Consider the following 25,920-nt stretch of genomic DNA (forward strand, 5'->3'; position numbering starts at 1 on the left):
GCTCTATCCGGCGACCTCGGAGAGCGAGAAGATCTCGTTCAACCAGCTCAACTGGGCGACCGGTCACCGCATCAGATATCTGAAGGTCGCCGACACCGGCGACGAGGTGGCCAACGAGGATATCGTGAAGGGCTACCGGCTCGAGAAGGACCAGTTCATCGACGTCACCAAAGAGGAGCTCGAGGAGTTCGCGCTGGAGTTGACCAGGACGATCGAGATCGACGAATTCGTGACAAGGCCGACATCGACCCGCGCTACCTGATCCGCCCCTACTACCTAAGGCCGGATCGCAAGGTCGGGGCACGATGCCTTCGCCGTGATCCAAGAGACCATCCGCGATATGGACAAGGTCGCCATCGGACGGGTGGTGCTGACCAACCGAGAGCACATCATCGCGCTTGAGCCACTCGACAAGGGTCGGGTCGGCACGCTGCTGCGCTACCCGTACGAAGTGCGATCGGAGCAGGAGTATTCTGACGAGATCCAAGACGTCAAAATCACCAAGCATATGCTCGACCTCGCAAAGCACATCGCCAACCAGAAGTCCGGCACGTTCGATCCCGAGATATTCGAGGATCACGACGAAACGGCTCTGATCGAGCTCATCAATCAGAAGCGCGCCGGCAAGCCGATCACCCCGAAGGAGCGTCCGCGCGGTGGAAACGTCGTCGACCTGATGGAGGCGCTGCGGCAGAGTGTCGGGGGCGCCGCAGCCGAAGCCAAGGCGCGCCGCAGCCGAAGCCAAGGCTCCGAAAAAGTCGCACAAGAAGGCCAAAGAGGCCTCCGCCGGTCAGAAGGAGATGTTGATGCCGATCGCCGGCAAGAAGCCGGCGAAGGAGGCGGCCGCCAAGAAGCCGGTGGCCGGGACGCGGCGGAAGACTGCGTAGGAACGAGCCGTCGGGAGATCGGTTGCTTTGACACCATCATAGGAGGGCCGCATGGATATGAAAGAAACCTCGGCAATGACGGAAGCTTCCGGGCTGACGAATGATGACGGCGGCATAGAGCAGGCCTCCTTAGCGAGGCCGAGCCGCCAAGCGGACGCGAGCCGTCGCCCGTGGCATTCGCAGGATGCCGCGATGCGGTGGGCCGAACAGTTGCGCGAGATGACTTTGAAGGCGCCGCTGCAATCCCTACTTATGGCTTTTCTGCTTGGGATCTGGGTCGCGCGTCGGCGCTAGGCGCCCCCTTCCTTGGGACCGGAAACCTTGCGATGCCCAAAGCCGCCATCTTCGATCTCGACGGGACCTTACTGGACTCGGTCGACCTGCACGCGCTCGCCTGGCAGGAGGCGATGGTCGAATTCGGCCACGACATCACGTTCGAGCAGGCGCGAAGCCAGATCGGAAAGGGCGGAGACAAGCTCATTCCTGTGTTTCTCTCTGAGGCCGAGCAACGGGACCATGGCAAGACACTCGATGAGTGGCGCGGCAAGCGCTTCAAGTCGGCGTATCTACCGCTCGTCCGTCCTTTCTCGGCTGTTCCGGACCTTTTGCGGCGCGCGCGAGGCGCAGGACTTCGCATCGCCATCGCTTCCTCCGCCAAGAAGGACGAACTGGAGAAGTATCTTGCCATTGCCGGAATCGTCGATCTGGTGGACATCGCGACCTCGTCCGAAGACGTCGACGAGTCCAAGCCGGCACCGGACATCTTCGAAGTCGTGCTGGAGAAGCTCGGCATCGAGGGCGGCGCAGCGGTCGCAATCGGCGACACGCCGTACGACTCCATCGCGGCCGGCAAGGTGGGTATCCCGACCATCGGCGTCCTCTGCGGCGGCTTTACGGAAAGCTCGCTGCGGGATGCCGGTTGCGTCGATGTGTACCCCGGACCGGCCACCCTTTATGCACGCTTCGATGACACGCCGCTCGCGGATAAGACGACGGCGGGCTCCTTGGCTATTCCTGCAGCGGCGGCCCGTTGGAGGCGAGGCTCAGTAAGAAAAAAATTGTAAGCCAGAGCGTCAAGTATCGCCGAGCAGAGTGAGATCCAAGCCGAAGCCGACGCCAGCGATGATAACCGGGATGACAAATACCAAGGACACATTCGGAATGGACACCACCGACCGTCACAGTCGTCGCCACGGCGGTCATCGCAATTGAAGCAAGATAGCGCATCCACTCCGATGCCATGGGATCGGCATTCGGCGTCTGAATGACGTACGACTGCAGTTTCGAGTCAAAATCAACTACCGTTTCGACTCCCATTGGCACTTGAGTTTGCGTTTGCTAGAGCGACTTGCAGCGACAGGGTTATGGATCGACGCCGACGGGCTGATGCTGACGGTCAGAGGGCGACCTGGTAGTGGTCGAGACGGGGCGTCACTCCTGAGCAACGGCCCGTGCGAAACATGATTCATCTCGCTGGAAGTCCGGCCGCGGACAGCATGGCCCTTCCCGGCATTGAAAGAGTGTGGATCGTTGAGACTGCGGAAAAAGTGCTTTTCCGCCTCTATATGAATGATCGCATTTCCCATGATTATCCGGTTCCGAAAAGGACCGTGTTCTTGCGGATGAGCTTCGGATGCTGGCTGACCCGATGGAGGCGCGCAGTTCGGCGAAGGCCACACATCCATCGCCCGATGCCCAAAAGCGCAAACTGAATTAGCGGATGGCGCACCAACCTCTCAGCAGGTTTGGTGCTGGCTTGGATCCATCAAAAATCGGGGAACTCCGAACTGTCGGGCGAGTTACAGAACCGCCGAGGGGATTGAAGGATGAGCGGTCGTGTGCGCAGTAGCGCACGGCGTTTCTCTTGATCGCGCTCGTCCTCCATTCGGCAGTACTTAAATGGAGAGGCGACAATGAAAGCACCACTTCTTCTTGCTGGCGCATTAATCATCGGATGCGCCGCCCCAGCATTAGCAGATGAGTACTACGTCGTACAAGGTCCGAGCCATCAATGCACGATTACCACCACACGTCCGGCGGACAAGGAAGTCGTGACGCAGATCGGTCCGATGGCCTTCAAGACCCGCGTGGAAGCTGAAGACCGCATCAAACAGACCAAAGTCTGCGAGGAAGGCACTGTTGGTAGCAGCAGCACGACCGTTATCAAAGAGAAGTAACCGACGGCCTTGGCGAATTCGAGAAGGGTCGCGCCTATTCCTCTCGGCGCGACTTTTTGTTTGCAGGCCACCTAGCTGGAGCAGCGGTTCTGAGGCTTGAGCCAACTGCTCCTGCGGCTGTGACGTATTGCGAATGTTGGCGACTGGCGGGCCACCTGTGCGCGGCGGTGGTGGCATTCCCTCGTGCATCAGCGCCATCTCGCTTCCGGCTTCCGTGTTTCGGATCATAGGCGCTGGATAGGGCATCGGCGGCAAGTTGTCGACGTAACGGTTGAGGGGGCAATTGCTTCGCTACGACCACAGGGAGGACGCGCATGGACATGAGGGAAGCCTCTGCAATGACGGAAGCCTCCGGCCTCGTGAACGATCAGGGCGGTATTGAGCTCGCTTCCGAAGCGATGCCAGCGGCGAGAGGGATGTGGTAGGGACGCCAGGCCGACGCGAGCCGGATTCCCAACAGACAGCACTGCGGTTGTCCGACCGTTTGCGCAAGATGGCCGTGGAGGCGCCGCTGCAATCGCTCTTGTTGGCGTTCTTGTTGGGAGTATTGGTAGCCCGTCGGCGTTAGCGGAGGACGAATGATGGAGCTGCGCAGGCTCCATGGCTGGAAACTGAAGACCTGCCAGGCGTTGTAGGCTTCTTCGATCTCGCGATCGCGGCGCCCTTCATGAAAGGGGGCCCTTCAGGCTTGGGGCACGGCAGCAATCTCTTCCATCAGGGTATGGCCAGGGAGACGGGCGACCCGACGCGGTCGCCGCGGCCATGGCAAAGCCGGGCGTGGCCCTAAAGCGCTCCGCAGGATCGAGGTGCGCTTCGCCGAACAGTCTGACCTGCCGACTGACCTACGTGATGGCGAGTTCGGCGACAGGCGTTCGCGATGAAAATCTTCTTCTCTGGAAATAGCTTCGGCTGGATACTGGATCAGGTCCTTGGCCATCAGGATTCCGAGGAGGACGATCATGGCAATCCAGATCGTGATGGACCGTACCGGCGACAGGTGAGGCGGTCTTCGGCGATCAGCACGTCGAGAGGGGAGCGCGAGGGCAGCCAAGCTGTCCGGCGTAGACGTTCCTACACTGGAGCACGAAGCAATGCCGCAGGCAGAACCGATTTCTGTTCAAGTTGGTCCATAGTGCATTGGCGCGGCTTTTTGTCAGGACGCCACCGGATGATCGTGGTGCCGTGGCGAAATCGTCCGGCGGTGAAGTGGTCATAGGAAACTTCAACAACGAATTTCGGTTTCACCGACTGCCATTCCGTCGATCGTTTGGTCGACCACCGGCTGCGGCCGCCTGGCGCGTTTCCGGTGAAGCTGCGGTCGTTCACGATGGTCTCAAGCTGATCCGTCAAAGCCGCCTTCGCTGCAGACTTGAGCCCGGACGTGAACCCGACATGGTTCAATTGGCCCTTTTCATCATAGAGGCCCAACAAGAGAGAGCCTACGACTTTGCGCCCGGCAGTACGCCTCTCTCCGTACCGAAAACCCCCAATCACGCAGTCCGCGGAGCGGATGCGTTTGATCTTTTGCATGCCTTCGCGATTGCCAGTCTGGTAGGGAAGATCGATGCGTTTGGCGATGACACCATCGCTACCACCACCGGCCCGAGCGAGCCACCGTTCGGCATCGGTATGATTTCGACTTGCCGGAGAGAGGACAAAGATCTCGCTGTGCTTGAAATGCCGTTTGGCGAACCGTTCCAGCGCAGGGCGCCGTTTCGTGAGCGGGAGCCCCGCAATGTCGTCGGTCCCGCAGCCAAGAAGATCAAACGCGAGAAAGACGGCCGGCGTTGCCGTGGCAAGCCGTTTGACGCGGCTTGCCGCTGGGTGGATGCGCTGCAGCAGATCATCGAACGAAAAGCGCTTGCCGATTGGAATGACTAACTCGCCGTCCAGCGCAAATTGTGTTTCGGCAAGGTTCAGGGCCGCGACTGCCACTTCCGGAAAGTAACGAGCAAGCTCTCGTCCCGATTTGGACTGCATTCGAAGGCGCGATCCGCTTCGGATCAAAAGGCAGCGAAAGCCGTCCCACTTCGGCTCATATTGCCACTCGGCCCCCCTCGGCAGGCGATCAACCGACCGGGCCTCCATGGTGAGCATCAACGCCTTCCTTAAGCACACTTGAACGTGGAGTAACCGGAACGGCGGCTTTCCGTTCCAGGAAAGTGAAGGATGCTCTTGCAAGAGATTCCTCGCCCGCTTCCGAGCGTGACCTCACGAAGACCAACTAGCCGTACCAAGCGCGTCGCCTTAGACGACCAAGCTTTCCGGTCATGGCCAAAGCGGATGTCGCGGTCGGATGTTCCATTGTCCGCAACACTGCGCCAGCTCCGGTGGAAGTAGCCCGCGCTTTGACTTTGGGGGTCGACGAGAACGTCTTCTGATCCTTGCGGTGGTTGGCTGGCTTGCTGTCGCGCGGCCGCATACATTTTCCAATGTGCCGGCTCGCGAGCATCAACCTCCCGCGTTCACCCGTCTCCTGCAGCCGCACCGACCTTTCCAGACGCTCCACGCAATGAAGAAAAGACTCCGCGGCCACACAGCGTACCCCGTGAACTATAACCGCAGCGCATCAACGCCGTTCCTTATTTGCCGCTAAGTCCAACAACAGAAGCCACGCCACAACCGATTCAAACTGACATGGCTTCAATCGTTCCGGAACCCGTGAAGCCTGCGGCGTTGCATGACCATCCAGTCCTTGAAGGAGGATCAGATGGCGCAGTGACGAGGTCGGTGTCGGTCTCGCGCCAGGCGCAGCCCGCCTGCGCTCAAAAATCTTCAAGCATCCGATAGACGTCGCAGTCGAGCCGGTCAGAAGGCAGACCAGGAACGCATACGCAAACTCCCCGGGCGGCCTTGATCCAATCGCAAGTGCTGGCCAATCGCTCCTCTGAAGGGGACTGGCCGAAATGCGCCGCTCGGCAGCTCGGTCACAGGCGTGGCGATTGTCCTTAGGCAAATCCGATATTGAAGCTTGGCATCCTATCCAGCGGAGCCAACTGAGGCCTTACTTCGGCTTCTCGGCCCGAAGGTGCAGAACGTAGAGCGTGTTCTGGAACGCATCCGTAACTTCCATGCGCCAATCGCGATCGCGCGCCAGTTTTCCGTCTATGCTCTGATGCATCTGCCCGGCTGTTACGGTGGCTTCCTTCCACGCCGCGTGCTTGTCCGGAAGCTCCTCGCCCTCGTGGTCGATCTCAGCGCGTTGGTGCGTGATATGAAAGAAATATCTCGGCATGCCCACGGAAATGCGACAGGCGGGATGATGTCCCAACTAGACCAGTGCTCGCATTGGCGAAATCAGATACTTCTTGCAGTTCCGCGTTAGCCCTCGTTCATGATGGAGCATGCTATGCCGGGGCCGGTACGGTATCTTTCATCTCGGACTTATTGAAATCCGGGTGGGGCCGCTGCTCCAAGGTAGCGGCCGGACGCCCGTGCGATCGTGAAACGTAAGCCCGGTCAGCGAAGCGCGCCTTCGATCGGTGGCTTTGCCGTGTTGAGCTCTCCATCGCTGTCGCGCAAAAATTGCCGACCAAGATCAGCTTCGCTGAAGAACAACAATCTCGCGGAGATGACTTATCGGCGCTAGCTTGCTGCTGCAGCCAGCCAAGCGTGCGCGACGCGCTTTGGAACTCGCCGCGACAACCTCGGTTAGTTGAACTGCACCAACTATCAAGGGGCCAGCATGACGGAACCGGATGTTCGTAAAGGGATGCCGCCCGTCAAGCTGTCGCGTCAAGAGTTCGAGAGCCGCTACAAGAGCCGGTTCGTCGATCCTATCTTTGCATCGCTCAAGCCCGAGATCGATGCCATCGTCGGTGCTGCCTGGGACGCCTACAGTCATTCGCGCAAATCGCCTGTGACCCAGAAGGCGGGCGCAGGATTCGTCGATCCCGATTATGACGTTGCCGTCGATTGGCTTGCGGCGCGCGCCGCCGTCCTTGAGGCGCAGCGACGGCACGACGATGCCAACGCGACGCCGCGCATCCTGATTGTCAACGGTTCGGCCCGCAGCGAGCATACTTGTCCCGGCGAGATGTCCTAGACGTGGCGCATGGTCAAGCTCGCCGAGCCCGTCTTCGCCGAGATGGGATTTGCCGTCGACATCCTCGACCTCTCGCGCCTCACTTCCGAGTTCGGCAAGAACATCCATCCCTGCAAGGCCTGCGTTTCGACAGCCATGCCGCTGTGCCACTGGCCGTGCAGCTGCTATCCGAACTACTCGCTCGGCCAGACCAGCGACTGGATGAACGAGATCTATCCGCTCTGGGTGGCAGCCCACGGCATCCTGATCGTAACGCCGGTGAATTGGTATCACGTGCCGGGCGGGCTCAAGGCGATGATGGATCGCCTGGTTTGCGCCGACGGCGGTAATCCCGATCCGACATCGACCCACGGCAAGAAAGCTGATGAAGCCAAAGCCCTCGAGTTGAAAGGCTGGTCGTACCCACGTCATCTCGCCGGCCGTCATTTCGGCTTGATCGTCCACGGCGACAGCGTCGGCGCCGAAGGCGTGCGGCGAACCCTGTCCGACTGGCTGACCGATATGCACTTGATCTCGGCGGGCCGCTTCAGCGAGCTCGACGGTTACGTCGGCTACATGGAGCAATATGCGGCCTCACATCGCGCATTCGATGAAGACGGCGAATTCCAGCGGGAAGTACTGAACGCGACGCGGGCGCTCGGCAATGCCGTCCGGCTCGCGCGGAACGGACAGCTCGAGGAGCCGGGTAGCGAACTCGAAGACCCGAATCCAAAATGACGGACGGAGAGAACAGATGCTGGAAGAGAAACTCAAGGAATCCATTATCGGCGAACTCAAGCGTCAGGCGGCCAACCGGCCGCAATCGCTGAAGGTTGAAGGCTCTTCAGAGGAGCTGGTTGTCAACGGAAAGATCGACCTTGCCGAGCTTGTCATGGTGATCGCAGGTTCAGTTGCCGGCGGGCCGTAGTTGCGCTCGCTAAAGAAGCGCCTTCAGCTTCAGCGCATCGGCTGGGGCTGCGCTCTTCTGATCGTTGTCAAAGTAAACATAGACGTCGCAGCCTTGCCGCTTCCAGGAGTTGATGCGCCGGGCCCATTGCGTGAGCGTCGGTCGCGTGTAGTGGCCGTGATACCGCCCGCTCGGACCATGGCCACGCACATAGACAAAGTCCGCCGTGCGCTTCCAGGGTGCCGGGGCATCGTGGTGGTCTGACAGGCAGAGTGATATGTTCTCGTCGGCCAGCATCCGCAGGATGCGGGGCTGATACCAGCTTGGGTGACGAAATTCGAAGCTGTAGCGGCGCTTTCTCGACAACAGCTTGAAGAAGAGCGCGAGCCCGTCGGCATTCGCCTCAAACTGCGGTGGCAGCTGAAACAGGATCGGTCCCGCCTTGCCGCGAAGCAGGGAAATGCGGTCCTCCAGCAGCGCGAGGCTGTTTTCAGAGCGGTCGGACAAGCGTTTCCAGTGCGTGATGAATTTGGACGCCTTCCATGCGAAGACGAAATCGCCGCCGGTCTGTTCTCGCCAGGTCTCGACTGCTTCCGGTGTCGGCGTCCGGTAGAATACACCGTTCAGTTCTGTGGTCTCGAACTGGCCGGCGTAGTAGCGAAGCTCTTCTTTCAGCGGCAAGCCTTCCGGGAAGAAGGGGCCGCGCCAGGAATCATAATGCCAGCCGGAGGTGCCGATGAGGACGCGCGCCATTTCCACACGCTGGGCGGGATGTGCGCCGACACCCGCCCGTTCTGTTGCTATCGCATTACGATTGGCCGCCCTTGCGGCCTGCCTCGCTGGCCTTGTCGCGATCGTTGGCGAAGTTTCCAGGTTTACCCGATGAGCTGCTGCCCTGCTGGCCGGGTTTGTTGCCGCCCTGGCTTTGCTGTCCTTGCTGGCCGTGGCTATGTTCGCCCCTCTTCTTGCCCGCTTCGGACGCGCGTTGTGGATCGTTCGCAAAGTTACCGCCACCGCCGCGTTGTTCGTTTGCCATGTCGATGCTCCTGCTTTGTTGCCCAGCCTCCGCAAAATCCCAACCGAAGAGGGGCTGTCTCGTTCCTGGGAGCGTCACGACATTAAAGATTATTCGCGAGCATGTTGCGCGCGGCCTGGCGCCGCGCCTCGGCGCCACCGACGCCGTGCATCAAGGCGATCTCGCCCTGTTGCTCATGGCGCATCGCATGCGCCATCAGCCGAAGCCGGGGATCACCGGCTGAATGCCATTCTTGGTCCATCATCCGAGCCGCGCCGGCATAGTGCAGGCTCGTGAGCCGGATAAAAATCGAGCCGCCGCTTGTCGTCATGCGCATCGCGTGCTTCCGCCATCTGTGCCGCCGTCAGGTAGCCCGGCATTGCCGACATCTCTTCGGCCGAGCACACCGTCATGGGATCACTGACCCACCCCGCCAGCGCGCGAAGATCATGTTCTGTCCGGCTTGGGATGCCACCATGAGAGCGGCCAAGGCACGCAGATGGGGATCCTGTGCCCACGCGACCGCAAGGCGGGCAAGCGTGATTCCCTGCTGATGGTGCGTCGTCATGTGGCGCATGTAGCGTTGATCCTCATCCCGGGATCTGCTTAGGAGCGGCAGAGCAACTGAAAGCGCGTCGGCCAATCCAAGGCTGGCCGACAAAGCCAGAACGGAGCGGGCGCCCAATGCCCAACGTGTGCGAACCGTACCGTTGCCGGTGTGGGTGCCCGATCGGCCACCGGAGCCATGCAAATAGCGGATACATTATGGCCGATGACGGATGGACCAGGAAGCCAATCCAGTAGGGCTGCTGTAGTTTGAAGATCGGTTGCAGCGATCACTGTTCGTTGTATCAGTCACGCGACAGGATGGCCTCTCGAACAGTTCGGCTCGAGCTTAAGACGGAAACGAGCCCCAGAGCCATCAACACCAGGCCAGGCCAGTTTGCCGTCCAGCTCCGCCCGTCGTCGCCCGCCTCGGCAATAGGATGGGCGACGGGTGAGGCCGGAGTCATGGAGACGGCAACCGCGTCACTGGCGGCCGGCGCAGCGGCCAGAGGCGTCTCAACGTCCACCTGGCGCGGCGTGGGGCGATCAAGGTTGAGCTGATCAGTCGCGCGGTCGGCGACGGGTGCCAATGGGACGAGGGCCGCGGCCCCGATAGCGGCATCAGCCACCTTTAGCTTGGACGCGGGCGGCATCGGTTGAGTGGAGTACAGTAGCTCGGCACGCGCATCCACGAGCGCCTCCTGCTTGACACGATCCTTTGCGGCGTGACGATGCACCGGCTTTTTCACAGTCGCGATCCCCTCGGCCGCCAGGAACCAGCACCTGCGGTGGCCGTCCAAACGATAAACCCAGCGTTGACCGTCCGCGGTCGACTTGCCGGGCCGCGGCAAGCACTCCGTTTCAGTGGATGCAGGCGCAGCGGCTGTCTGGGGAGCGATACCGAAGAAATCTGCAAATGGATTCGAAGATGCAGGCGCCGTTGAAAATCCTGCGAGAAGGACAAAAGCGCTGAAGCAGAATCGCAAATGACCGGACATGAAAACCCCCGGTGTTGCGCCCCCCAGCAGGATCCTTCGCTGCGACCTGGGTCACAATGCGGCTCAAATCGGGCAATGCGGTGGATACATTCTGGCCCGGACGAGATCCGGCCGCACAAAAGCACCCACTATTGCGCGCCGGCTATGATCGGTGCCGGACTATCCGGATAAATGATCCTGAGCATGCCCGTAGACAGGCCAATCGAAAGAACAGCTCAGCGAGCTAATGAGGCCAAATCATAGATGGCGCGCGTACTTAGTTAGGTTGCGAGAATGTTCGAAAGCGGACAGACGCGATTTTTGCGCTGGACTAGCTGCGACCGATTCCCGGCGCCCGATGCGCTTGGGACGTGACGGTCTCGTTTTTTCTCACGCTGATCCCACGCGCAGACGTCATCGTTTGCGACACGGCATTCGCTGTAGGACCGACGTTGCTCTGTTTCGGCGGCCTTCGAGGCCAAGCAGCGCCGCGCCCGCTCGATCTTCAGCGAGGCGCGACGTGCGCAAACCAAGCCGACCGTATGATCGTTGACCACCCCTTTCGCGGCTAAATGGGCCTTTCCGTGACATTCTCGACCGGCTTTTCGTCTTTGACGAGACAGGCCGACGGTGAATGTATGCGAGCAGCCGTCGAACCAGGCGAGAAGGGCAAATAGTCTGTCGCATCAGGTGAGCAGCTTATCCAGCGTGATCGGGAAGCGGCGGATGCGTTTGCCAGTGGCGTGATAGACGGCGTTTGCGATCGCCGCGGGGACGCCGACGATGCCGATTTCGCCCAGGCCCTTGACGCCAAGCCGGTTGATGTGGTCGTCGCGCTCATCGACGAAGATCACATCGATGTCGTGAATGTCGGCATTCACGGGGATGTGGTACTCGGCGATATTCGCGTTCATGATCCGGCCGAACCGGTGATCCATCACCGTCTCCTCGTGCAGGGCCATCCCGATCCCCCAAACCACTCCGCCCATGATCTGGCTGCGGCCGGTCTTGGTGTTGAGAATCCGCCCGGCTGCGACGGCGCTCACGACTCGCGTGACGCGGATGACGCCGAGCTGCTCGTCGACCTTCACCTCTGCAAATACGGCTGAATGCGTGTTGCGGGCGTGCGATTTGTCCTCCGCGAAGTGATTGAGCTTGTGCTTCTCGATCCGTTCGAGCTTGCCGTAGCGCATCGCATCCGTGATCGGGACCGCACGGCTCTTCTCGCCGTTGCTGGCGATGGTGCCGTCGACGAGGATGACTTCGGCCGCATCGATACCGGCGAGGGGCGAAGAGGGCATTGCACTGGCGAGGCGCGCGAGCTCCTGGCGAATGTCTTCGGCTGCTCCCAGTACCGCATGCGCGCTCGATGCAGCCATCCAGGAACCGCCCTCGACGGGAGCTTGCGGCAGGGTCGAGTCGGCGAGCTTGACGCTAATGTTCTCGATCGGCAGCCCGAGTGCATCGGCCGCCACCTGCGCCACGATGGTGTAGGTGCCGGTGCCGATGTCGGACGCCGCGCAGAATACCTCGGCATGGCCATTGGCGGTCAGCACGATGCGGACCGCGACCGGCATCTGCAGCGCCTCCCACACGCCTGTCGCCATACCCCAGCCGACCAGTTCCTTGTCATCACGCATCGAGCGCGCGGCGGGATTGCGCTTGCTCCAGCCGAAGGCCTCCGCGCCGCGGGCGTAGCATTCGCGCAGCTGCTTGCTGGTGTAGGGCAGGTCTTCGCTCTGGTCGCGATCCGAGTAGCATTTCAGCCGCAGTTCGATGGGATCGAGCTTGAGCGCGACGGCCAGCTCGTCCATGGCGCATTCGAGCGCGCAGACGCCCGAAGCCGCGCCGGGCGCGCGCATGTCGCAGGGGGTGGAGACGTCGAGGCGCACGACCTTGTGGGAATAATGGCTGTTCCGGCTCTTGTAGAGCTGTTCCGCCCAGCCGCTGTCGTTGCGCGCGAAATCCTCGTAGCGCGAGGTGACGGCGGTGGCCTCGTGCATGACTGCCTCCAGCGCGCCGTCCGGCTTTGCGCCGAGCCCGACATGCTCGATCGTCGCCGGCCGGTAACCGAGCCCGTACATCTGCTGGCGCGTCAGCACGACGCGTACGGACCGCTTCAAGGCAAGTGCGCCCAGCGTCGCCAGCACCACCTGGTATTGCGGCCGCAGACCGGAGCCGAAAGCGCCGCCGACATAGGGCGAGAGCACGCGGATCTCGTCCGGCTGCTTGTCGAGCACGCCGCAGAGATATCTGTGAACGTTCAGGACGCCTTGCGTCTTGTCGTAAACGGTGAGCCTGCCGTTGCCGTCCCAGACAGCCGTGGTCGCAAAGAGTTCCATCGGGTTGTGATGCTCGGTCGGAACGAAGTAGTCCGCCTCGTGCCGCATGGCCGCTCCGGCAAGCGCTCCTGCGGCGTCGCCCCGCGGCTCGTGCGGCCTCTTCACTTCGGTCGCCCTGTTGCGCCCGGTTTCGAGCTCGGTCGCAAACGTGTGATCCTCTTGATATTCGACACGCACCAGGGTCGCGGCGAATTTCGCGGTTTCCCACTCCGTCGCCACGACCAGCGCGATCGGCTGGCCGTTGAATTTGATAATGTCATCGTAGAGCGGACGGAAGGGCGAACCTTCGTCCGGCGCCACCTCGTCCTTCCAGGCCTCGACCTTGTCGGCGAGCGGCGGGCGATGCGCGTGGGTGAGCACGTCGAGCACGCCCGTGACCTTCAGCGCCTCGCTGGTGTCGAGGCGGGCAATCCGCCCGCGTGGAATTGTGGCCTCGACGACGAAACCATGGACGAGACCGTCGACCGTGAATTCGCCGGCATATTTGGCGGCCCCGGTGACCTTGGCCCGACCGTCGACGCGAGACGTTGCTGTTCCGACATAGGCGTTCATCGGTCCCTCACGCAATCTTCTTGTGAGCTTGCGATTGCGGCGTGGCGCTTGCGGCCTGCATCAGCGTCCGCACGATGGCCCGGCGCGCGAGCTCGACCTTGAAGCCGTTATGGGCAGAGGCCCTTGCGCCCTGCAGCAGGAAATCCGCAGCGTGCGAGAAGTGCTCCACTGTTGCCGCTTGGCCGCGTAACGCCGCTTCGGCCTCAAAGCTGCGCCAGGGCTTGTGGGCGACGCCGCCGAGTGCCACGCGCGCCTCGCTGATGGCGTTGCCCTCGAGTTCGAGCGCAGCCGCGACCGAGACCAGGGCGAAGGCATAAGACAGGCGGTCGCGGACTTTCAGATAGCTGTAGTTATGGGCAAAGCCGCGTGGCGGCAGTTCGATTGCCGTGATGATCTCGCCGGTATCGAGGTTGGTATCGATGTGAGGCGTGTCGCCGGGCAGCCGATGGAAATCGGTCAATGCTATCGTCCGCTCACCGGATGGGCCTGCGATGTGCACGAACGCGCCGAGCGCAGCCAGCGCCACGCTCATGTCGGACGGATTGGTTGCGATGCAGGCGGCGCTCGTGCCGAGGATCGCATGGTTGCGGTTGAGGCCGTCGATCGCCGAGCAGCCGCTGCCGTGAGTTCGCTTGTTGCAGGGCGTTGCCGTATCATAAAAATAGGCGCAACGCGTTCGCTGCATCAGATTGCCGCCGACGGAGGCCATGTTGCGCAATTGCGCCGAAGCTCCGGCGAGGATGGCGCTGGCGACCAGCGGGTAGCGCTGCTCGATGAGCGGATGGTAGGCAAAATCGGAGTTCGGCACCAAGGCGCCGATGCGCAGACCTCCGTCGGCAGTCTCCTCGATCTTGCGGAGCGGCAGGCGAGAGATGTCGATCAGCCAGGACGGCTGCTCGACGTTCTCCTTCATCAGGTCGATCAAATTGGTGCCGCCGGCGATGAGCTTGGCACCGGGATGGGCGGTGAGCAGGAGAATCGCATCGGCGACGTCGGCGGCGCGGGAGTACTGGAAGTTGATCATGGCCGCCCCACTGCCTGCTGGATGGCGGCGACGATGTTGGGATAGGCGCCGCAGCGGCAGAGATTTCCGCTCATCAGCTCCCGGATCTCGTCAGCATCCCCGGCGCGACCTTCGGCGAGCAAACCGGCCGCCGAACAAATCTGTCCCGGCGTGCAATAGCCGCATTGGAAGGCGTCGTGGTCGATGAAGGCCTGCTGCAATGGATGCAGCGCTCCATCCCTGGCAAGACCTTCGATGGTCGTGATCTCCGCGCCGTCCGTCATGACGGCGAGCGTCAGGCAGGAATTGACCCGCCGACCATCGACCAGTACCGTACAGGCGCCGCATTGACCGTGATCGCAGCCTTTTTTGGTGCCGGTCAGCGCAAGATGGTCACGCAATGCGTCCAGCAGCGTGGTCCAGGGCACGAGGTCCAGCGTGCGCCTGACGCCATTGACGACGAGGTTGGTTGGGATGCGATTGGCAACTTGATTTGCGACATCAGCCATGTCGTTTTCCCTGCGGTGGAGGCCGAGCTGAGAAGTCAAACCTGCTGGCGAGAGTGCGCCAGTTTCCGCTCGCCATTCGCGCCCAACGGTCGGCCAATCGCTTTGTTCCATGCAGCTCTCCGGAACGGAACCTGAGCCCTCATGATCTCATTGGAATCCCGGGTGGGGCAAGTGGTGCATTCGACGAGGGACAGCGAGTCGGAAATCCGTCTGGGAAACTCCCTGGCTGGACCGGGTTTTGCCTGCGATCACGGACATAGCATCACGCTACATCTCGCATTTCCGTTTTCGGCTGAGCCTGCACTCGATGGGTGCCGAAAGCAGAATGTCGGGGCGGGGAAGCGGCTTCTGGCGCTAAGCGGCCATTGAGCAAGCGAACGGGCTAACGGGCGCGTTTGAGCGACGGCGAGCCAATCGATAAGCTGCCGAGAGCCTATTCGGCGACAGTCGCAGCAATGACGCACGGCAATCGCAGCGAATAGCGCTGGCGTGTTGCATGGCATCATTAGCGTCCGACAGGAACCTTCCGAAGCTCCCACGCTCATCGAGGACGAAGCGCTGACAATTCCCGATCAGGGCGACATTTGCGATGGACGCCCGTCGTCGCAGGCGCGTTCGTCGCAACGGCATTTACCTTTATTCTGGTGACCTTTGGCGTCGCCATCGGTCTCGGTGTCAGCTCAACCTCGCCAACCTGGCGAGACGCGTCTCCCGCGCTGTCGCTACTCTCTGGGCTCTATTTGATCTCGCAGGCGATCGTCAGTTTTGGTCTGGGCGGCTACATTGCGGGGCGAGTTCGCGGCGGCATCGATGCGACGAGCGGTGCCGAAAGGGAGATGCGCGACGGACTTCATGGGCTGGCGGCATGGGCGCTCGCGGTCCTACTTGGCGCTGTCCTGGCAGGTATTGTTGGCGCGGCCGCGGTCAATCGCGCGTCTTCATCGACGACATTGGCCAACAATACGGTTGCCGAGCCGCTCCTGAGCTACGAACTCGATCGGCTGTTGCGCTCCCCGCGTCGGCCTGCGAATGCCGATATCAGCGCCGAACGCGCCGAGGCGGGCCTGTGAACGGAGATGACCGGACCTATCTGATCCAGCAGATCCAGGCGCTGACGGGCCTTTCGGCCGGCGACTCCGAGCGGCGGGTCGATCAGGCCATAGCGAGCTCGAAAACGGCAATCGCTCATGCGCGTCGCAGCACGATCGTTCTCGCGTTCTCCTTGGCCGTGGCCACACTGCTCGGGGCTGTGAGCGCTTGGGCGGCGGCAGTTGCCGGCGGTCGGCACCGCGACGGCGCGCCGCTCCCGGAGTGGATGGCCTTGCCGACAGATTAGAGCCAAAGAGAACGGCCGTGCCATAGGCTCAGTCCGTGGGCCGGCGTGCCAGCCCATTCGATCGTGGCGGTGCCGCCGGACGCCAGGGCAGCGATTGCGGCCTTTCGGGCCAGATAATCGTGCGGCAAATCATCAGAGAATTCCGGATCAGAGAATTCCGGCGAAATGGCTGAGGACCTCGAATTCGCGTCCGCTTGCGACGCCGACCAGCGTGATGCCGTTGCAGCCGTCCGTATTGCGAGCGCGGTAGGCGCGATTATGACGCCGGCGCCCCCCGTGCTCAGATAGGAAGGCCAAGTTGCGGCTCTTTGGTCGTCGGACTGCAGAGAGCATAGCGAGATCCCCAGAAGCCGGACCGGTTTGGGAAATGGGTCTCGTTCCGCAGGGGGCCGATCGAAATGCGCCGCTCTATCGGAGTATGTCCCTGGCGAGCACTCCATGCAGCCGCTCGGAAGCGATACCCGCAAGCTCCTGAATAAAGAGGTCGAGCACGGACGGAGCACGCTCCGCCAGGCGGGTCGCGATCACGAACTTCGACGGGATGTTGGTTTCACTGGACAGGAGCGCGCGCAATCGCGCCTGCTTCACCCAGGCATGGGCATAGTGATCGGGCAGATAGCCCAGATACTGGCCAGAGAGCACGAACATGGCTTGCGCCTCCATGTTCGAGGCTGTGGCGCGGGTGACGGCGTTGGGAAAGTGCTGCAGTTCTCGCTTGTTGGCGTAGAGCCTGACGACGAACGCGTATTTCCCGATAGCGGTCGCGCTCAAAGCTTCTTCTGGCACGGTGAAGAGAGGGTGTCCGGTGGCGCAATAGAGCGAATGTCGCTCATCCCGCAGATAGGAAAATTTGAGGCCCTGATAGGACTGAACCTCCGGCAGGATGGCGATGTCGATGCCGCCATTGCCGAGTTCGGTGACGAGCGCCTCCGGCGCATCGATGACGATCTGAACCGTCGCGTCCGGCGCCTTGCGGCTGAGCGCGGCGATCACCTTGTAGATCGGCAGATCTTCATCGGTGATGGTGTTATCGACCAGCCCAAGGCGCAAGGTTCCGGTTATCCGGTGTTTCAGCGTGCCGATGTCACTCTCGAAGGCGTTGAGAGAGAGGAATAGCACTTTGGACTTCTCGTAAACCGCCGCGCCGCGGTCGGTGAGTTCGAAGCCGCCGCGACCGCGCCGGCAGAGCCGGAAGCCGAACCGTTCCTCGAGCGCCTTGATGTGGAAGCTGACGGCCGACTGACTCAACCCCAGCGCGATCTGTGCTCCCAGAAAGCTGCGATGTTCCACGACGGCCCGGAACACCGCGAGCGAACGAAGATCAGATTGCGCGACCTGCATGAGGACCTCAATACATCACATTTTCTGATATAAGCATAAACACTTTCCTATCCTTCTGTAGTGAAATCCGTGGTGCGCTTTCCCTATCAGGAATGTACCGCCGCGGCGGCTGCAAAGAGGGGAAACGGACATGTCCACCACCGCGAATTTTGGCAGGATCCTCTTGTCCGGAATCGCTGCCGCTGCGTGCGTTGCAGCTTTCGCCGTACCGGCCACGAGCGCCGAGCTTCTGGCGACAGTCAAATCCAGGGGCAAGCTGACAGTCGGTACCGAGGCCCGGTTTCCGCCTTTCGAATTCGTTGAGAACGGCCAGATCGTCGGCTACTCCGCCGACATCATGACTGAGGTGATGAAGACGCTACCGGGCGTCCAGCTCGAACGGCTTGACCTGCCCTGGCAAGGGATACTACCGGGCCTCGCCGCCAGCCGCTTCGACTATGTGGTGACTTCGGTCACGGCGACGAAGGAGCGCTATCAGACCTATCACCTGTCGGTCCCGATCGCCGATGCAACCATGGCGGTACTGAAGCGCAAGGGCGACGCCGAGATCGCCAAACCTGACGACATCGCCGGAAAGCCGGCAGGTTCACAAGCAGGTTCCGCGCAGCTTCAGGCGCTGGAAACGCTCGCGGCCGATCTCAAGGCGAAGGGCACGCCGGTCGGTCGCATCACGACCTATACCGATTTCAGCGAGGCTTATGCGGATCTCGCCGCCGGACGAATCCGCGCGGTGGTCAACTCACTGCCAAACCTGCTCGAGGCCGCGCGTCAGAGGCCCGGCCTCTTCGAGGTCGTGCTGCCGACCTTTGGGCCCAAGACATATTTTACCTGGGCCGGCCGCAACGATCCCGACAGCGCCACGCTTGACGCGCTGATCGATTCCGAACTCGTCAAGCTCAACGTCTCGGGCAAGCTCGCTGAGCTGCAGACCAAATGGTTCGGCGCACCGATGCAGTTGCCCAACACCTTGTCCGTTCCGGAGAAATAGGAGAGCCGCCACGGACCGGAATTCCACGTCATGTGGGACTTGATCGCGCAGAACGGCGCCGTGCTGCTGGACGGACTGGCGGTGACGCTCGCCATCAGCGGTGCAGCGCTTCTGGTCGGTTGTCCGCTTGGCGTCTTTTTGGCGCGAGCGACGCTGTCGGGTCGGCCGATAGCCGTCGCCACGAGCGGACTTTACCGATCGTTCTGGCGCGGCACGCCGATCCTCGTGCAACTGCTGATCGTGTTCTATCTGCCGGCGGCGCTGGGCCTCACGCTGGTGCCGACGATCGCCGCCATCATCGGGCTCTCGCTCAATACCGCCGCTTTCCAGTCGGAAATCTATCGTGCCGGACTAGTAGCGGTTCCAGCCGGCCAAAGCGAGGCCGCCAGGATGCTCGGCCTGTCGCGGCGCGCCATCCTTCTGCGGATCGAACTGCCGCAGGCGGTGCGGCTGATGCTGCCGGCGCTGGTCGGAGAGGCGCTGACTCTCATCAAGAATTCGTCGCTCGTCTCGGTGATCGCCGTCACCGAGATCACGTGGCGCGCGCAGCAGATCGCATCGGCGACCTTCCGCCCGCTCGAAACCTACGCGATCGCGCTGATCGCCTATCTCGCGATCGCCGCGCTGTTGGCGGGTGCGGGTCTCTTACTCGAACGCCGCCTCGCCAGCGCCGGGCGAAGCTGAGATGGGCACATTCCTCGAAACCTATGGCGGGCTCTTCGCCGCGGCCTTCGCAACGACGCTGACCCTCACGGCAGCTGGACTCGTCGTCGCGGCGCTCGTCGCGCTGCCGCTGGCGCTGGGCCTGCGTTCCCAAAGCTGGCTGATTGCGGTTCCAGCCCGGCTCTATGTCGAGCTGATGCGCGGCGCGCCGCTCGTGATCCTGCTGTTCCTCGCCTATTACGGAGGCCCGTCCTTCGGCATCGTGCTCGATGCCGAGACGGCCGGCATCGCCGGGCTCGGCCTCTATGGCGCAGGCTATTTCGCGGAGATCTACCGCGCCGGCCTGAACGCAGTGCCGCGTGGCGAGATCGAGGCCGCCGCAGTGCTCGGCCTGTCTCGAGGACAGATTTTCCTGCATGTCCGTATACCACGAGCGGCGCGACTCGTTCTGCCGCCGGCCATCGGCCAGGCCATCAACCTGCTTAAGGAATCGGCCGTCCTTTCGGTCATTACCGTGCCCGAGCTGACAAAGGTCGCCGGAGAGGTGAGCAACCTCACCTTCTCCGCTATCGCGCCCTATCTCACCGCCGCGCTGCTCTACTGGATCGCCGTCGAGGCGCTGGCGCGTGCCGGCGACGCGGCGGAACGTCACCTCGCAGTTGGGAAGTCATGAGCCGCATGTCGCAAGCATCACCTGTTCCGGCCATCCGCATTCGCGGCCTGATGAAGCGGTTCGGCGATCGCACGGTGCTCGACGGCATCGACCTCGACGTCAGGGACGGCGACGTCCTGTGCATCATCGGCCCCTCGGGCTCGGGCAAGAGCACGCTGCTGCGCTGCGTCGCTTTCCTCGACGCCTATGACGAGGGCGAGGTCAACATCCTCGGCCGCTTGATAGGCTGGCGCGAAACGCCGATGGGACGAGAACCGGCCGGCGAGGCCGAACTCGCAGCCGTGCGGGCCCCGCTCGGCATGGTGTTCCAGCATTTCCATCTCTGGCCGCACCTTCCGGTCCTCGCGAACGTCACACTTGCGCTGCGGCTGGCGCGCGGCCTTTCCAAGCAGGGGGCGGAGGAGACCGGGCTTGCCATGCTCGGGCGCGTCGGGCTCACCAGCCATGCTGGGCACTTCCCTGATCAGTTGTCGGGCGGCCAGAAGCAGCGCGTGGCGATCGCGCGGGCGCTGGCGGTGAGGCCGAAGGTGATGCTTTTCGACGAACCGACATCCGCGCTCGATCCCGAGCTGGTCGGCGAGGTGCTTTCGGTGATGAAAGCCCTGGCGGCCGACGGCATGACCATGGTGATCGTAACGCACGAGATGGGCTTTGCAGCCCATGCGGCGAACCGCACGGTCTTCATGGATCGCGGTCGGATCGTCGAGGCGGGGACGCCGCAAGACCTCTTCAGGGCACCGCAGAGCGAACGGCTCAGACAATTCCTCGAAACCTGGCGCGAGCGCGCTCTGTGAGGGACGGAAAGGACGATCATGACCACTCACGCTTACGAGAAGGGTCGTCTCGACCTGCCCTTCGTCGGCATCGCGACCTTCGCCAAGAGTCCCTATGTCCAGGACTGGGACCGGATCGAGGCGGATGTCGCGATCCTCGGCGCGCCCTTCGACTTCGGAACTCAATGGCGTGCCGGTGCGCGCTTTGGGCCTCGGGCCATTCGTGAAGCATCGACGCTATTCTCCTTCGGCCATGCCGGCGCCTACGATCACGAGGACGACGTCACCTATCTTGAAGGTGTGCGCATCGTCGATCTCGGCGACGCCGACATCATCCATACCGATACGATCGCAAGCCACGCCAATATCGAGCTCGGGGTCCGCAATATCCTGGCGGCCGGCGCCTTGCCGGTGGTGCTTGGCGGCGATCATTCGATCAATATCCCCTGCATCGCCGCCTTCAGCGATCAGGATCCGATCCATCTGGTCCAGATCGATGCTCATCTCGACTTCGTCGACGAGCGCCACGGCGTCCGCTACGGCCATGGCAGTCCGATGCGGCGGGCCGCCGAGAGGTCCTGGGTCACCGGCCTGACGCAGCTCGGCATCCGCAACGTGTCTTCGACGGCCAAGGAAGGCTACGAGGCGGCCCGTGCCATGCGCTCCGACATTCTGTCCGTGCGACAGATACGCAAGCTCGGCGTCGAGGCAGTGCTGAAGCGTATTCCGGCTGGAAGGCGCTATTATCTCACGATCGACATTGACGGCTTCGATCCGTCGATCGCACCCGGCACCGGCACGCCGAGCCACGGCGGCTTCATCTATTACGAAGTGCTGGAACTGATAGCAGGCCTTGCCAGTCGAGGCCGCATTGTCGGGATCGACCTGGTCGAGGTCGCGCCTGACTATGATCACACCGGCTCCACTGCAATCCTCGCCGCGCAGATACTGCTCAACGCGATCGGCAGGACCTTCGCAGGTCGCGGCCAGAGATGAGATTTGGAGCGACCTGACAGCCGCGCAACTTCGAGCAAAGGCGCTGGCGCCACATAGATCGCGCCCGTCGAGGCCAAGCTCAAAGCCAGCACGACGCATCGCGACGACGTGGCAGTTCCGCTTGGTGACGTAGCGCGACCATTCGGCGACAAGACCCAGAAATTCCGTGAGCTTGTCGAGCCCGCGATCGGGACGTCAGCGCGCGACGGGGTCATGGACCTGGTCGACGGGCTGGATACGCTCACGACCCACGAGCCTCCGAGGAAGACACTTCGCCGATCATTTTGGGGTAAGGACTGCACCACCCACCGAGTGGTGTCGAAACTGGCGCACCCGACACGATTCGAACGTGTGACCTTTGCCTTCGGAGGGCCGAGTCCCCGGGAGAGGGCCGAGTCCGGGCTGCCAATTGCGGAGCAACGTTTCCACTAGCTGCCAGAACGGTACAAGTTGCGCCCTCTGAAATAGTGGGTTTCGCGATGTAGTGCACCACTGACACGAACCCCCGACAGCCGGCGATAGCGGCCCACGGCCCCCCACACACAAATGCGGAGCGAGCGCGGCCCCTTCGGTCAGTTAGCTTCGGCCGGAGATATCCTGATCATCCAAAGATGCCCATGAATCACCGACGCCCGTTCCGCTTCAAGAACGCCGCAACGAAATCGCAACGAATTGGGTGAAACGACGGTGAACAAAACGGGACGGGAACGACTGCCACATCAAGAAATATCAATAACTTAAAAGATGTTCGCTGCGTTTGGGACGCAGGAAGCCGGATGTTGGAATAGGTGATTGCGTGCCTGCCTTTTAGATGCCGAGGTGCGCTGCACCAGCGACGTCGAACACCAAAGCTATCCGACCTATGCGTGGATTCAGGCTGCAGGCCGAATTCTGTCTTGAGCCTCACCTAGATCGCCTCGCTTCATCTGGCGCCCGCCGGCTACACGGCTTGCGCAGCGTCCGAGCCAATCTCGCAAGGCGGCGTCCTTCGTAAGCATTTTACCGATAGCGCAGAACACAGCGGTGCCGATCGCTTGTTGCTGGCTGCGCAGGTGGTCCTCAAGCAGTTTGTGGCGCGTAACGTAGCCGGCATTCACGCCTGGGATTGAATGGTTCATCAGCAGCTTTGCGTCGAATTCCGAAACTCCAGCGGCTGTTGCAATGGTCCGGAATGTTTGACGAAGATCGTTACCCCACTTCGAAAGGGTATCGCGATCCTCTTTGGTTTCAGCAAGATGGCCCGACTCACTATCGCCGGGAAAGATCCATTTTCGCGACTGCAACGGATACATCTGCCTACCGAAGCGTATTGCCCGAATGAGGCACAATATCATCTCTCTGGAGAGTGGGATGTCGAAAGCTCGCTTCCTGCCGCGCAGAGTTCGGCGGCGAAAGTCGACGTGACACGGCTTTACCTGCTGTAACGCGGCAGTCCGAGATCCACAGAGCAGCGTGAGCAGATGAAATTCGCGGCGGACCGAATTCTCGAGGGCAGCCAACTCTCGGAACCATTCGGTCAAGTCGCTCGCGCCCATGCCAGTATCTCGGCGCTTCTCCTCATTCCAGTCGACGGCGTCCGCTGGATTGTCGCGGGGCAGTGATCTGTTGGTCTTGCAAGCATGATTGTAAATTGCGCGCAGCGTTCGCATACAGCCATTTGCGATATAGGGACCGTTCTCATTTGTAATGTCGTCGTGCTTCTTGGCGACGCGAGCGGGATCGATCGCCAGTTCGCCCAGTGAAGTATCAAGCCACTCCGCAAAGAGACGTTCTACGTGGTCACGATAACCACTTATGGTCTTTTCACTACGACCCTTCCGGATCAGGTGAGCTTCCAGATATCGCTGCCATGCTTGCCTAAGGGTAACGGTCGCGACGTCCGTATTCGCCTCGTTCCCAACCGGGCCAGGGCCAGTATCTCCGTCTTGCTTTGCCTTTTTCGGGTGCTGTCCCCTGCTGATCTGAGCGAGATATTCCTTCGCGATCGCGCGCGCTGCTCGGGTCGTCAATTCGCGCGTGTCGCCGATAGATACTCTGATCGAAGAGGCTCGTTTTCCTCCTTGCCGAAGGTCGCCTTGGACGGTGAAGGTTCTTTTCCTCTTCCCAACGACGACGAAGAAGCCCTTCAGTTCGGTGTCGCGGGCTAGATACCAGCCGTCGCTCGGGGTGGATAACTGAGCGATGTTCTTATCACTCAGGGGAATGCGAATGTCGTTCATTGGAGGGGAGCTAGTCGACTAAAACGGTTTTCAAACGGTGTTGGCGGATCGGGATGTTTGGATGTTTGGGTTCGATGTGCCGCGAAACTATGCGACAAAACCCCATAAAATAAAGGACTTCTGAAAGATCATCGTAGCGTGGAGCAGATTCAGAAATCGCAGCGAAGTGCCGGTTTTGAACTCTTAATCAGCGGGTCCCAGGTTCGAGCCCTGGTGGGCCCACCACCCAAAACTCATTTCTCTTCAATGCGTTATTGGCAGAGGCGTTGAGAACAGAACGGGTCTCGCGCGACACTTTTTGTGGTCGCACGCCGTGCGACGAGTGGCGAAATTCGTAAAACGTTCGTGCTGAAATCCCGCAAAGGGTGGCACCGATTGGCAGCGTGTCTCGCGGCGACAATCAACGAGAGAACTGCGCGCGGTCGGTCTGCTTTTGCTAGGTCTTCCGGCGGGCGATGGGAATGGTGATCCCACCTGCAATTCGAGCAGATCGATGCCGGAATCGGCGCGACCCTCGTCGCGAGCTACGACAAGAATGGTTCAATAAACGTCCTGACCCGAGAGCGTTACCACGGTCCGGATCATGATGCGAATGTCCAACCAAATGCTCCAATTGGTGACGTACCAGACATCAAACTCAACGCGCTTCTTCATCAGGTCGATGGTAGGTGTCTCGCCGCGAAGGCCGTTCACCTGAGCCCAGCCGGTGAGGCCGGGTTTGACGTGACGGCGACAGGCATAATTGCCAATCATCTGGTCGTAATAGTTGTCATGCGCGAGAGCGTGCGGCCGCGGACCCACTAGCGACATTTCTCCGCGCAGCACGTTCCACAGTTGAGGCAATTCGTCGATGCTGGTCTTGCGCAAGATCCGCCCGATCCTGGTAACCCGCGCATCCTGTTTGCTTGCCTGCTTGATCTCGGAACCATTCTCCGAGACCGTCATGCTGCGGAATTTCCAGATGTCGAACAACCCGCCGTTGAAGCCGCGGCGCGTCTGACGAAATATGATGCTGCCCGGGGAGTCGAGCTTGACCAGGAGCGCCGTCATGACAAGCAAAGGGGCAAGGAACAACAATCCGAACGAGGCAAGACCAATATCGACGCCGCGTTTCAAGGCTCGCTCGCTGACCGAAAGAGGCGCTCGCTGGATTTCGATCGCGACTGATCCGCCAATGGGTACGAATGGCCGCGATACAAGGTCGGCGATTTCAAAATCCGGCAGCAGGCGAACCGGATTTGGCACCTGGCGCAGACATTGGCTTAGGTGTTGAAACAGCGGCAGGTCGTTCCAATTGAAGGCAAGAAGAAATTCGTCGGCGCTTGCTGTGCGCGAAATTCGAATGATGGTCGTCAGCTCGCGCTCAATTGCTGCGTCGTCAGACTTTAGCGTAGCGTCCAGAACGAAGTGACGTACCACCTGAAAGCCGTTCTTGCGCAAGTCCTTGAAGCGGCTTGAAGTAAAGTCGAGCGGCTCGCCGCTGATCAGCACGACCCTTCGTTTGACGGAATGTCTTCGCGCGAAAGAAGAGTTCAAGGCGAGGCGCCAGATCGCGCGATGCGCGCCCAGACCGACAAGGCCGGCCGCTGCAAACAGAACGATAGTGATGCGGGAGAGCTCGGCGGTCGATCTAAGCAGGAAAGCAGAAAATGCGAGAATCGCGAGTGAGAGAAGCCACACGGATGAGGCCTTACGCAACTGCCAGCTCGTATTGGCCAGATTGTGGTTATCGTAGCATCCTCTGAAGAAGGCGATCGCGACGAACGCGGTCGCCACAAGCAACGCGACGCCGACCGAAAGTTCTCGCTCGGCCAGTGTTGCCATGAACTTGCGGCGAATTTGGTTGGCGGCAACATAGCTGAGCAGGATGAGCAGGAAGTCGCCTGCCATAATGGCAAATTGAAGCGGTCTTTGCAGTGAGACGCCGCGTCTTACCAACATCGAGGATGAGGACTTCGAACCGTATGTGGTTAATGACATGAAGGGCCTCAT

The 25,920-nt window shown here is 61.3% G+C and carries 24 protein-coding genes and 2 pseudogenes; 13 read left to right on the forward strand and 13 right to left on the reverse strand.

All coding sequences use genetic code 11. From position 1 onward, the window contains the following. Positions 1-31: 31 nt before the first annotated feature. The 4 genes and pseudogenes from ku (at position 32) to E4K65_RS46940 (ending at position 3,064) form a co-directional block, all read left to right on the forward strand. Positions 32-991, forward strand: a pseudogene (gene ku / locus E4K65_RS04805) (non-homologous end joining protein Ku). Next, entirely contained in the window at positions 939-1,181 is a 243-nt protein-coding gene (locus E4K65_RS04810; protein ID WP_135173123.1) for a hypothetical protein, read from the forward strand. Before ku ends, E4K65_RS04810 begins: the two are co-directional and overlap by 53 nt. Before the next feature lie 32 nt (positions 1,182-1,213). After that, positions 1,214-1,951, forward strand: a complete 738-nt coding sequence (locus E4K65_RS04815) for an HAD family hydrolase (RefSeq protein ID WP_135173124.1) — start codon at positions 1,214-1,216, stop codon at positions 1,949-1,951. An 849-nt stretch (positions 1,952-2,800) separates the two neighbouring features. Continuing rightward, positions 2,801-3,064 (forward strand): hypothetical protein, encoded by a 264-nt coding sequence (locus E4K65_RS46940; protein WP_028171502.1) that lies wholly within the window; start codon positions 2,801-2,803, stop codon positions 3,062-3,064. Positions 3,065-4,135: 1,071 nt separating this feature from the next. Here the strand turns inward: E4K65_RS46940 and E4K65_RS04835 are convergent. Further along, positions 4,136-5,152 (reverse strand): ATP-dependent DNA ligase, encoded by a 1,017-nt coding sequence (locus E4K65_RS04835; RefSeq protein ID WP_135173232.1) that lies wholly within the window; start codon positions 5,150-5,152, stop codon positions 4,136-4,138. A gap of 916 nt (positions 5,153-6,068) precedes the next feature. Then, positions 6,069-6,299, reverse strand: coding sequence for a DUF6894 family protein (locus E4K65_RS04845; protein ID WP_135173126.1), 231 nt, complete (start codon positions 6,297-6,299; stop codon positions 6,069-6,071). 450 nt (positions 6,300-6,749) lie between these two features. On the opposite strand from E4K65_RS04845, the pseudogene E4K65_RS04850 reads away from it, so the two are divergent. After that, positions 6,750-7,826, forward strand: a pseudogene (locus E4K65_RS04850) (flavodoxin family protein). A 16-nt stretch (positions 7,827-7,842) separates the two neighbouring features. Beyond that, on the forward strand, positions 7,843-8,016 hold the full coding sequence (locus E4K65_RS46945) for a hypothetical protein (RefSeq protein WP_167770523.1): 174 nt from the start codon (positions 7,843-7,845) through the stop codon (positions 8,014-8,016). A gap of 9 nt (positions 8,017-8,025) precedes the next feature. On the opposite strand, the gene E4K65_RS04855 is transcribed toward E4K65_RS46945, so the two are convergent. From E4K65_RS04855 to E4K65_RS04895, 8 genes are all read right to left on the reverse strand, one after another. Continuing rightward, positions 8,026-8,748 (reverse strand): DUF72 domain-containing protein, encoded by a 723-nt coding sequence (locus E4K65_RS04855; protein WP_135173233.1) that lies wholly within the window; start codon positions 8,746-8,748, stop codon positions 8,026-8,028. A 55-nt stretch (positions 8,749-8,803) separates the two neighbouring features. Beyond that, positions 8,804-9,031, reverse strand: a complete 228-nt coding sequence (locus E4K65_RS04860) for a con-10 family general stress protein (RefSeq protein WP_135173127.1) — start codon at positions 9,029-9,031, stop codon at positions 8,804-8,806. An 82-nt stretch (positions 9,032-9,113) separates the two neighbouring features. Continuing rightward, positions 9,114-9,347: a DUF305 domain-containing protein gene (locus tag E4K65_RS49720; protein WP_135173128.1), complete on the reverse strand. Its 234-nt coding sequence runs from the start codon at positions 9,345-9,347 to the stop codon at positions 9,114-9,116. A gap of 72 nt (positions 9,348-9,419) precedes the next feature. Beyond that, positions 9,420-9,587: a DUF305 domain-containing protein gene (locus E4K65_RS49975; RefSeq protein WP_135173129.1), complete on the reverse strand. Its 168-nt coding sequence runs from the start codon at positions 9,585-9,587 to the stop codon at positions 9,420-9,422. Positions 9,588-9,861: 274 nt separating this feature from the next. Next, a complete protein-coding gene (locus E4K65_RS04875) occupies positions 9,862-10,554 on the reverse strand; it encodes a hypothetical protein (RefSeq protein ID WP_135173130.1) in 693 nt (230 codons plus the stop codon). Between the two features lie 665 nt (positions 10,555-11,219). Further along, positions 11,220-13,427, reverse strand: coding sequence for a xanthine dehydrogenase family protein molybdopterin-binding subunit (locus tag E4K65_RS04885; protein WP_135173132.1), 2,208 nt, complete (start codon positions 13,425-13,427; stop codon positions 11,220-11,222). 7 nt (positions 13,428-13,434) lie between these two features. Then, on the reverse strand, positions 13,435-14,451 hold the full coding sequence (locus E4K65_RS04890) for an FAD binding domain-containing protein (protein ID WP_135173133.1): 1,017 nt from the start codon (positions 14,449-14,451) through the stop codon (positions 13,435-13,437). Continuing rightward, positions 14,448-14,939, reverse strand: a complete 492-nt coding sequence (locus E4K65_RS04895; protein ID WP_167770547.1) for a (2Fe-2S)-binding protein — start codon at positions 14,937-14,939, stop codon at positions 14,448-14,450. Before E4K65_RS04895 ends, E4K65_RS04890 begins: the two co-directional genes overlap by 4 nt. 584 nt (positions 14,940-15,523) lie before the next feature. Here E4K65_RS04895 and E4K65_RS49725 point away from each other — a divergent pair. Both E4K65_RS49725 and E4K65_RS49730 read left to right on the forward strand, forming a co-directional pair. Then, positions 15,524-16,009 carry a hypothetical protein gene (locus E4K65_RS49725; protein WP_347340941.1) on the forward strand — a complete coding sequence of 162 codons (486 nt, stop codon included), beginning with the start codon at positions 15,524-15,526 and terminating at the stop codon, positions 16,007-16,009. Beyond that, positions 16,006-16,275, forward strand: a complete 270-nt coding sequence (locus tag E4K65_RS49730) for a hypothetical protein (RefSeq protein ID WP_347340942.1) — start codon at positions 16,006-16,008, stop codon at positions 16,273-16,275. The genes E4K65_RS49725 and E4K65_RS49730 overlap by 4 nt, the downstream gene beginning before the upstream one ends. 408 nt (positions 16,276-16,683) lie before the next feature. On the opposite strand, the gene E4K65_RS04910 is transcribed toward E4K65_RS49730, so the two are convergent. Then, the gene (locus E4K65_RS04910; RefSeq protein WP_135173135.1) at positions 16,684-17,616 is read right to left on the reverse strand and encodes a LysR family transcriptional regulator; all 933 of its coding nucleotides are present in this window, start codon (positions 17,614-17,616) and stop codon (positions 16,684-16,686) included. Positions 17,617-17,746: 130 nt separating this feature from the next. Here E4K65_RS04910 and E4K65_RS04915 point away from each other — a divergent pair, with 130 nt between their 5' ends. From E4K65_RS04915 to speB, 5 genes are read left to right on the forward strand one after another with little or no spacing between them, the layout of a single operon-like run. Then, the gene (locus tag E4K65_RS04915; RefSeq protein ID WP_135173136.1) at positions 17,747-18,604 is read left to right on the forward strand and encodes a transporter substrate-binding domain-containing protein; all 858 of its coding nucleotides are present in this window, start codon (positions 17,747-17,749) and stop codon (positions 18,602-18,604) included. Positions 18,605-18,634: 30 nt separating this feature from the next. Next, complete coding sequence (locus tag E4K65_RS04920) at positions 18,635-19,288, forward strand: amino acid ABC transporter permease (RefSeq protein WP_135173137.1); 654 nt, start codon at positions 18,635-18,637, stop codon at positions 19,286-19,288. Between the two features lies 1 nt (position 19,289). Beyond that, complete coding sequence (locus E4K65_RS04925) at positions 19,290-19,940, forward strand: amino acid ABC transporter permease (protein ID WP_135173138.1); 651 nt, start codon at positions 19,290-19,292, stop codon at positions 19,938-19,940. 5 nt (positions 19,941-19,945) lie between these two features. After that, complete coding sequence (locus E4K65_RS04930; protein WP_135173139.1) at positions 19,946-20,734, forward strand: amino acid ABC transporter ATP-binding protein; 789 nt, start codon at positions 19,946-19,948, stop codon at positions 20,732-20,734. Between the two features lie 18 nt (positions 20,735-20,752). Continuing rightward, positions 20,753-21,709: an agmatinase gene (gene speB / locus E4K65_RS04935; protein ID WP_135173140.1), complete on the forward strand. Its 957-nt coding sequence runs from the start codon at positions 20,753-20,755 to the stop codon at positions 21,707-21,709. Positions 21,710-22,581: 872 nt separating this feature from the next. Here the strand turns inward: speB and E4K65_RS04940 are convergent. Further along, positions 22,582-23,928 (reverse strand): integrase arm-type DNA-binding domain-containing protein, encoded by a 1,347-nt coding sequence (locus tag E4K65_RS04940; protein WP_135173141.1) that lies wholly within the window; start codon positions 23,926-23,928, stop codon positions 22,582-22,584. A 540-nt stretch (positions 23,929-24,468) separates the two neighbouring features. After that, positions 24,469-25,818, reverse strand: a complete 1,350-nt coding sequence (locus E4K65_RS04945) for an undecaprenyl-phosphate glucose phosphotransferase (protein WP_235885471.1) — start codon at positions 25,816-25,818, stop codon at positions 24,469-24,471. Between the last annotated feature and the right edge of the window lie 102 nt (positions 25,819-25,920).

Origin of the sequence: Bradyrhizobium niftali, assembly GCF_004571025.1 — a bacterium.
Taxonomy (GTDB): Bacteria; Pseudomonadota; Alphaproteobacteria; order Rhizobiales; family Xanthobacteraceae; genus Bradyrhizobium; species Bradyrhizobium niftali.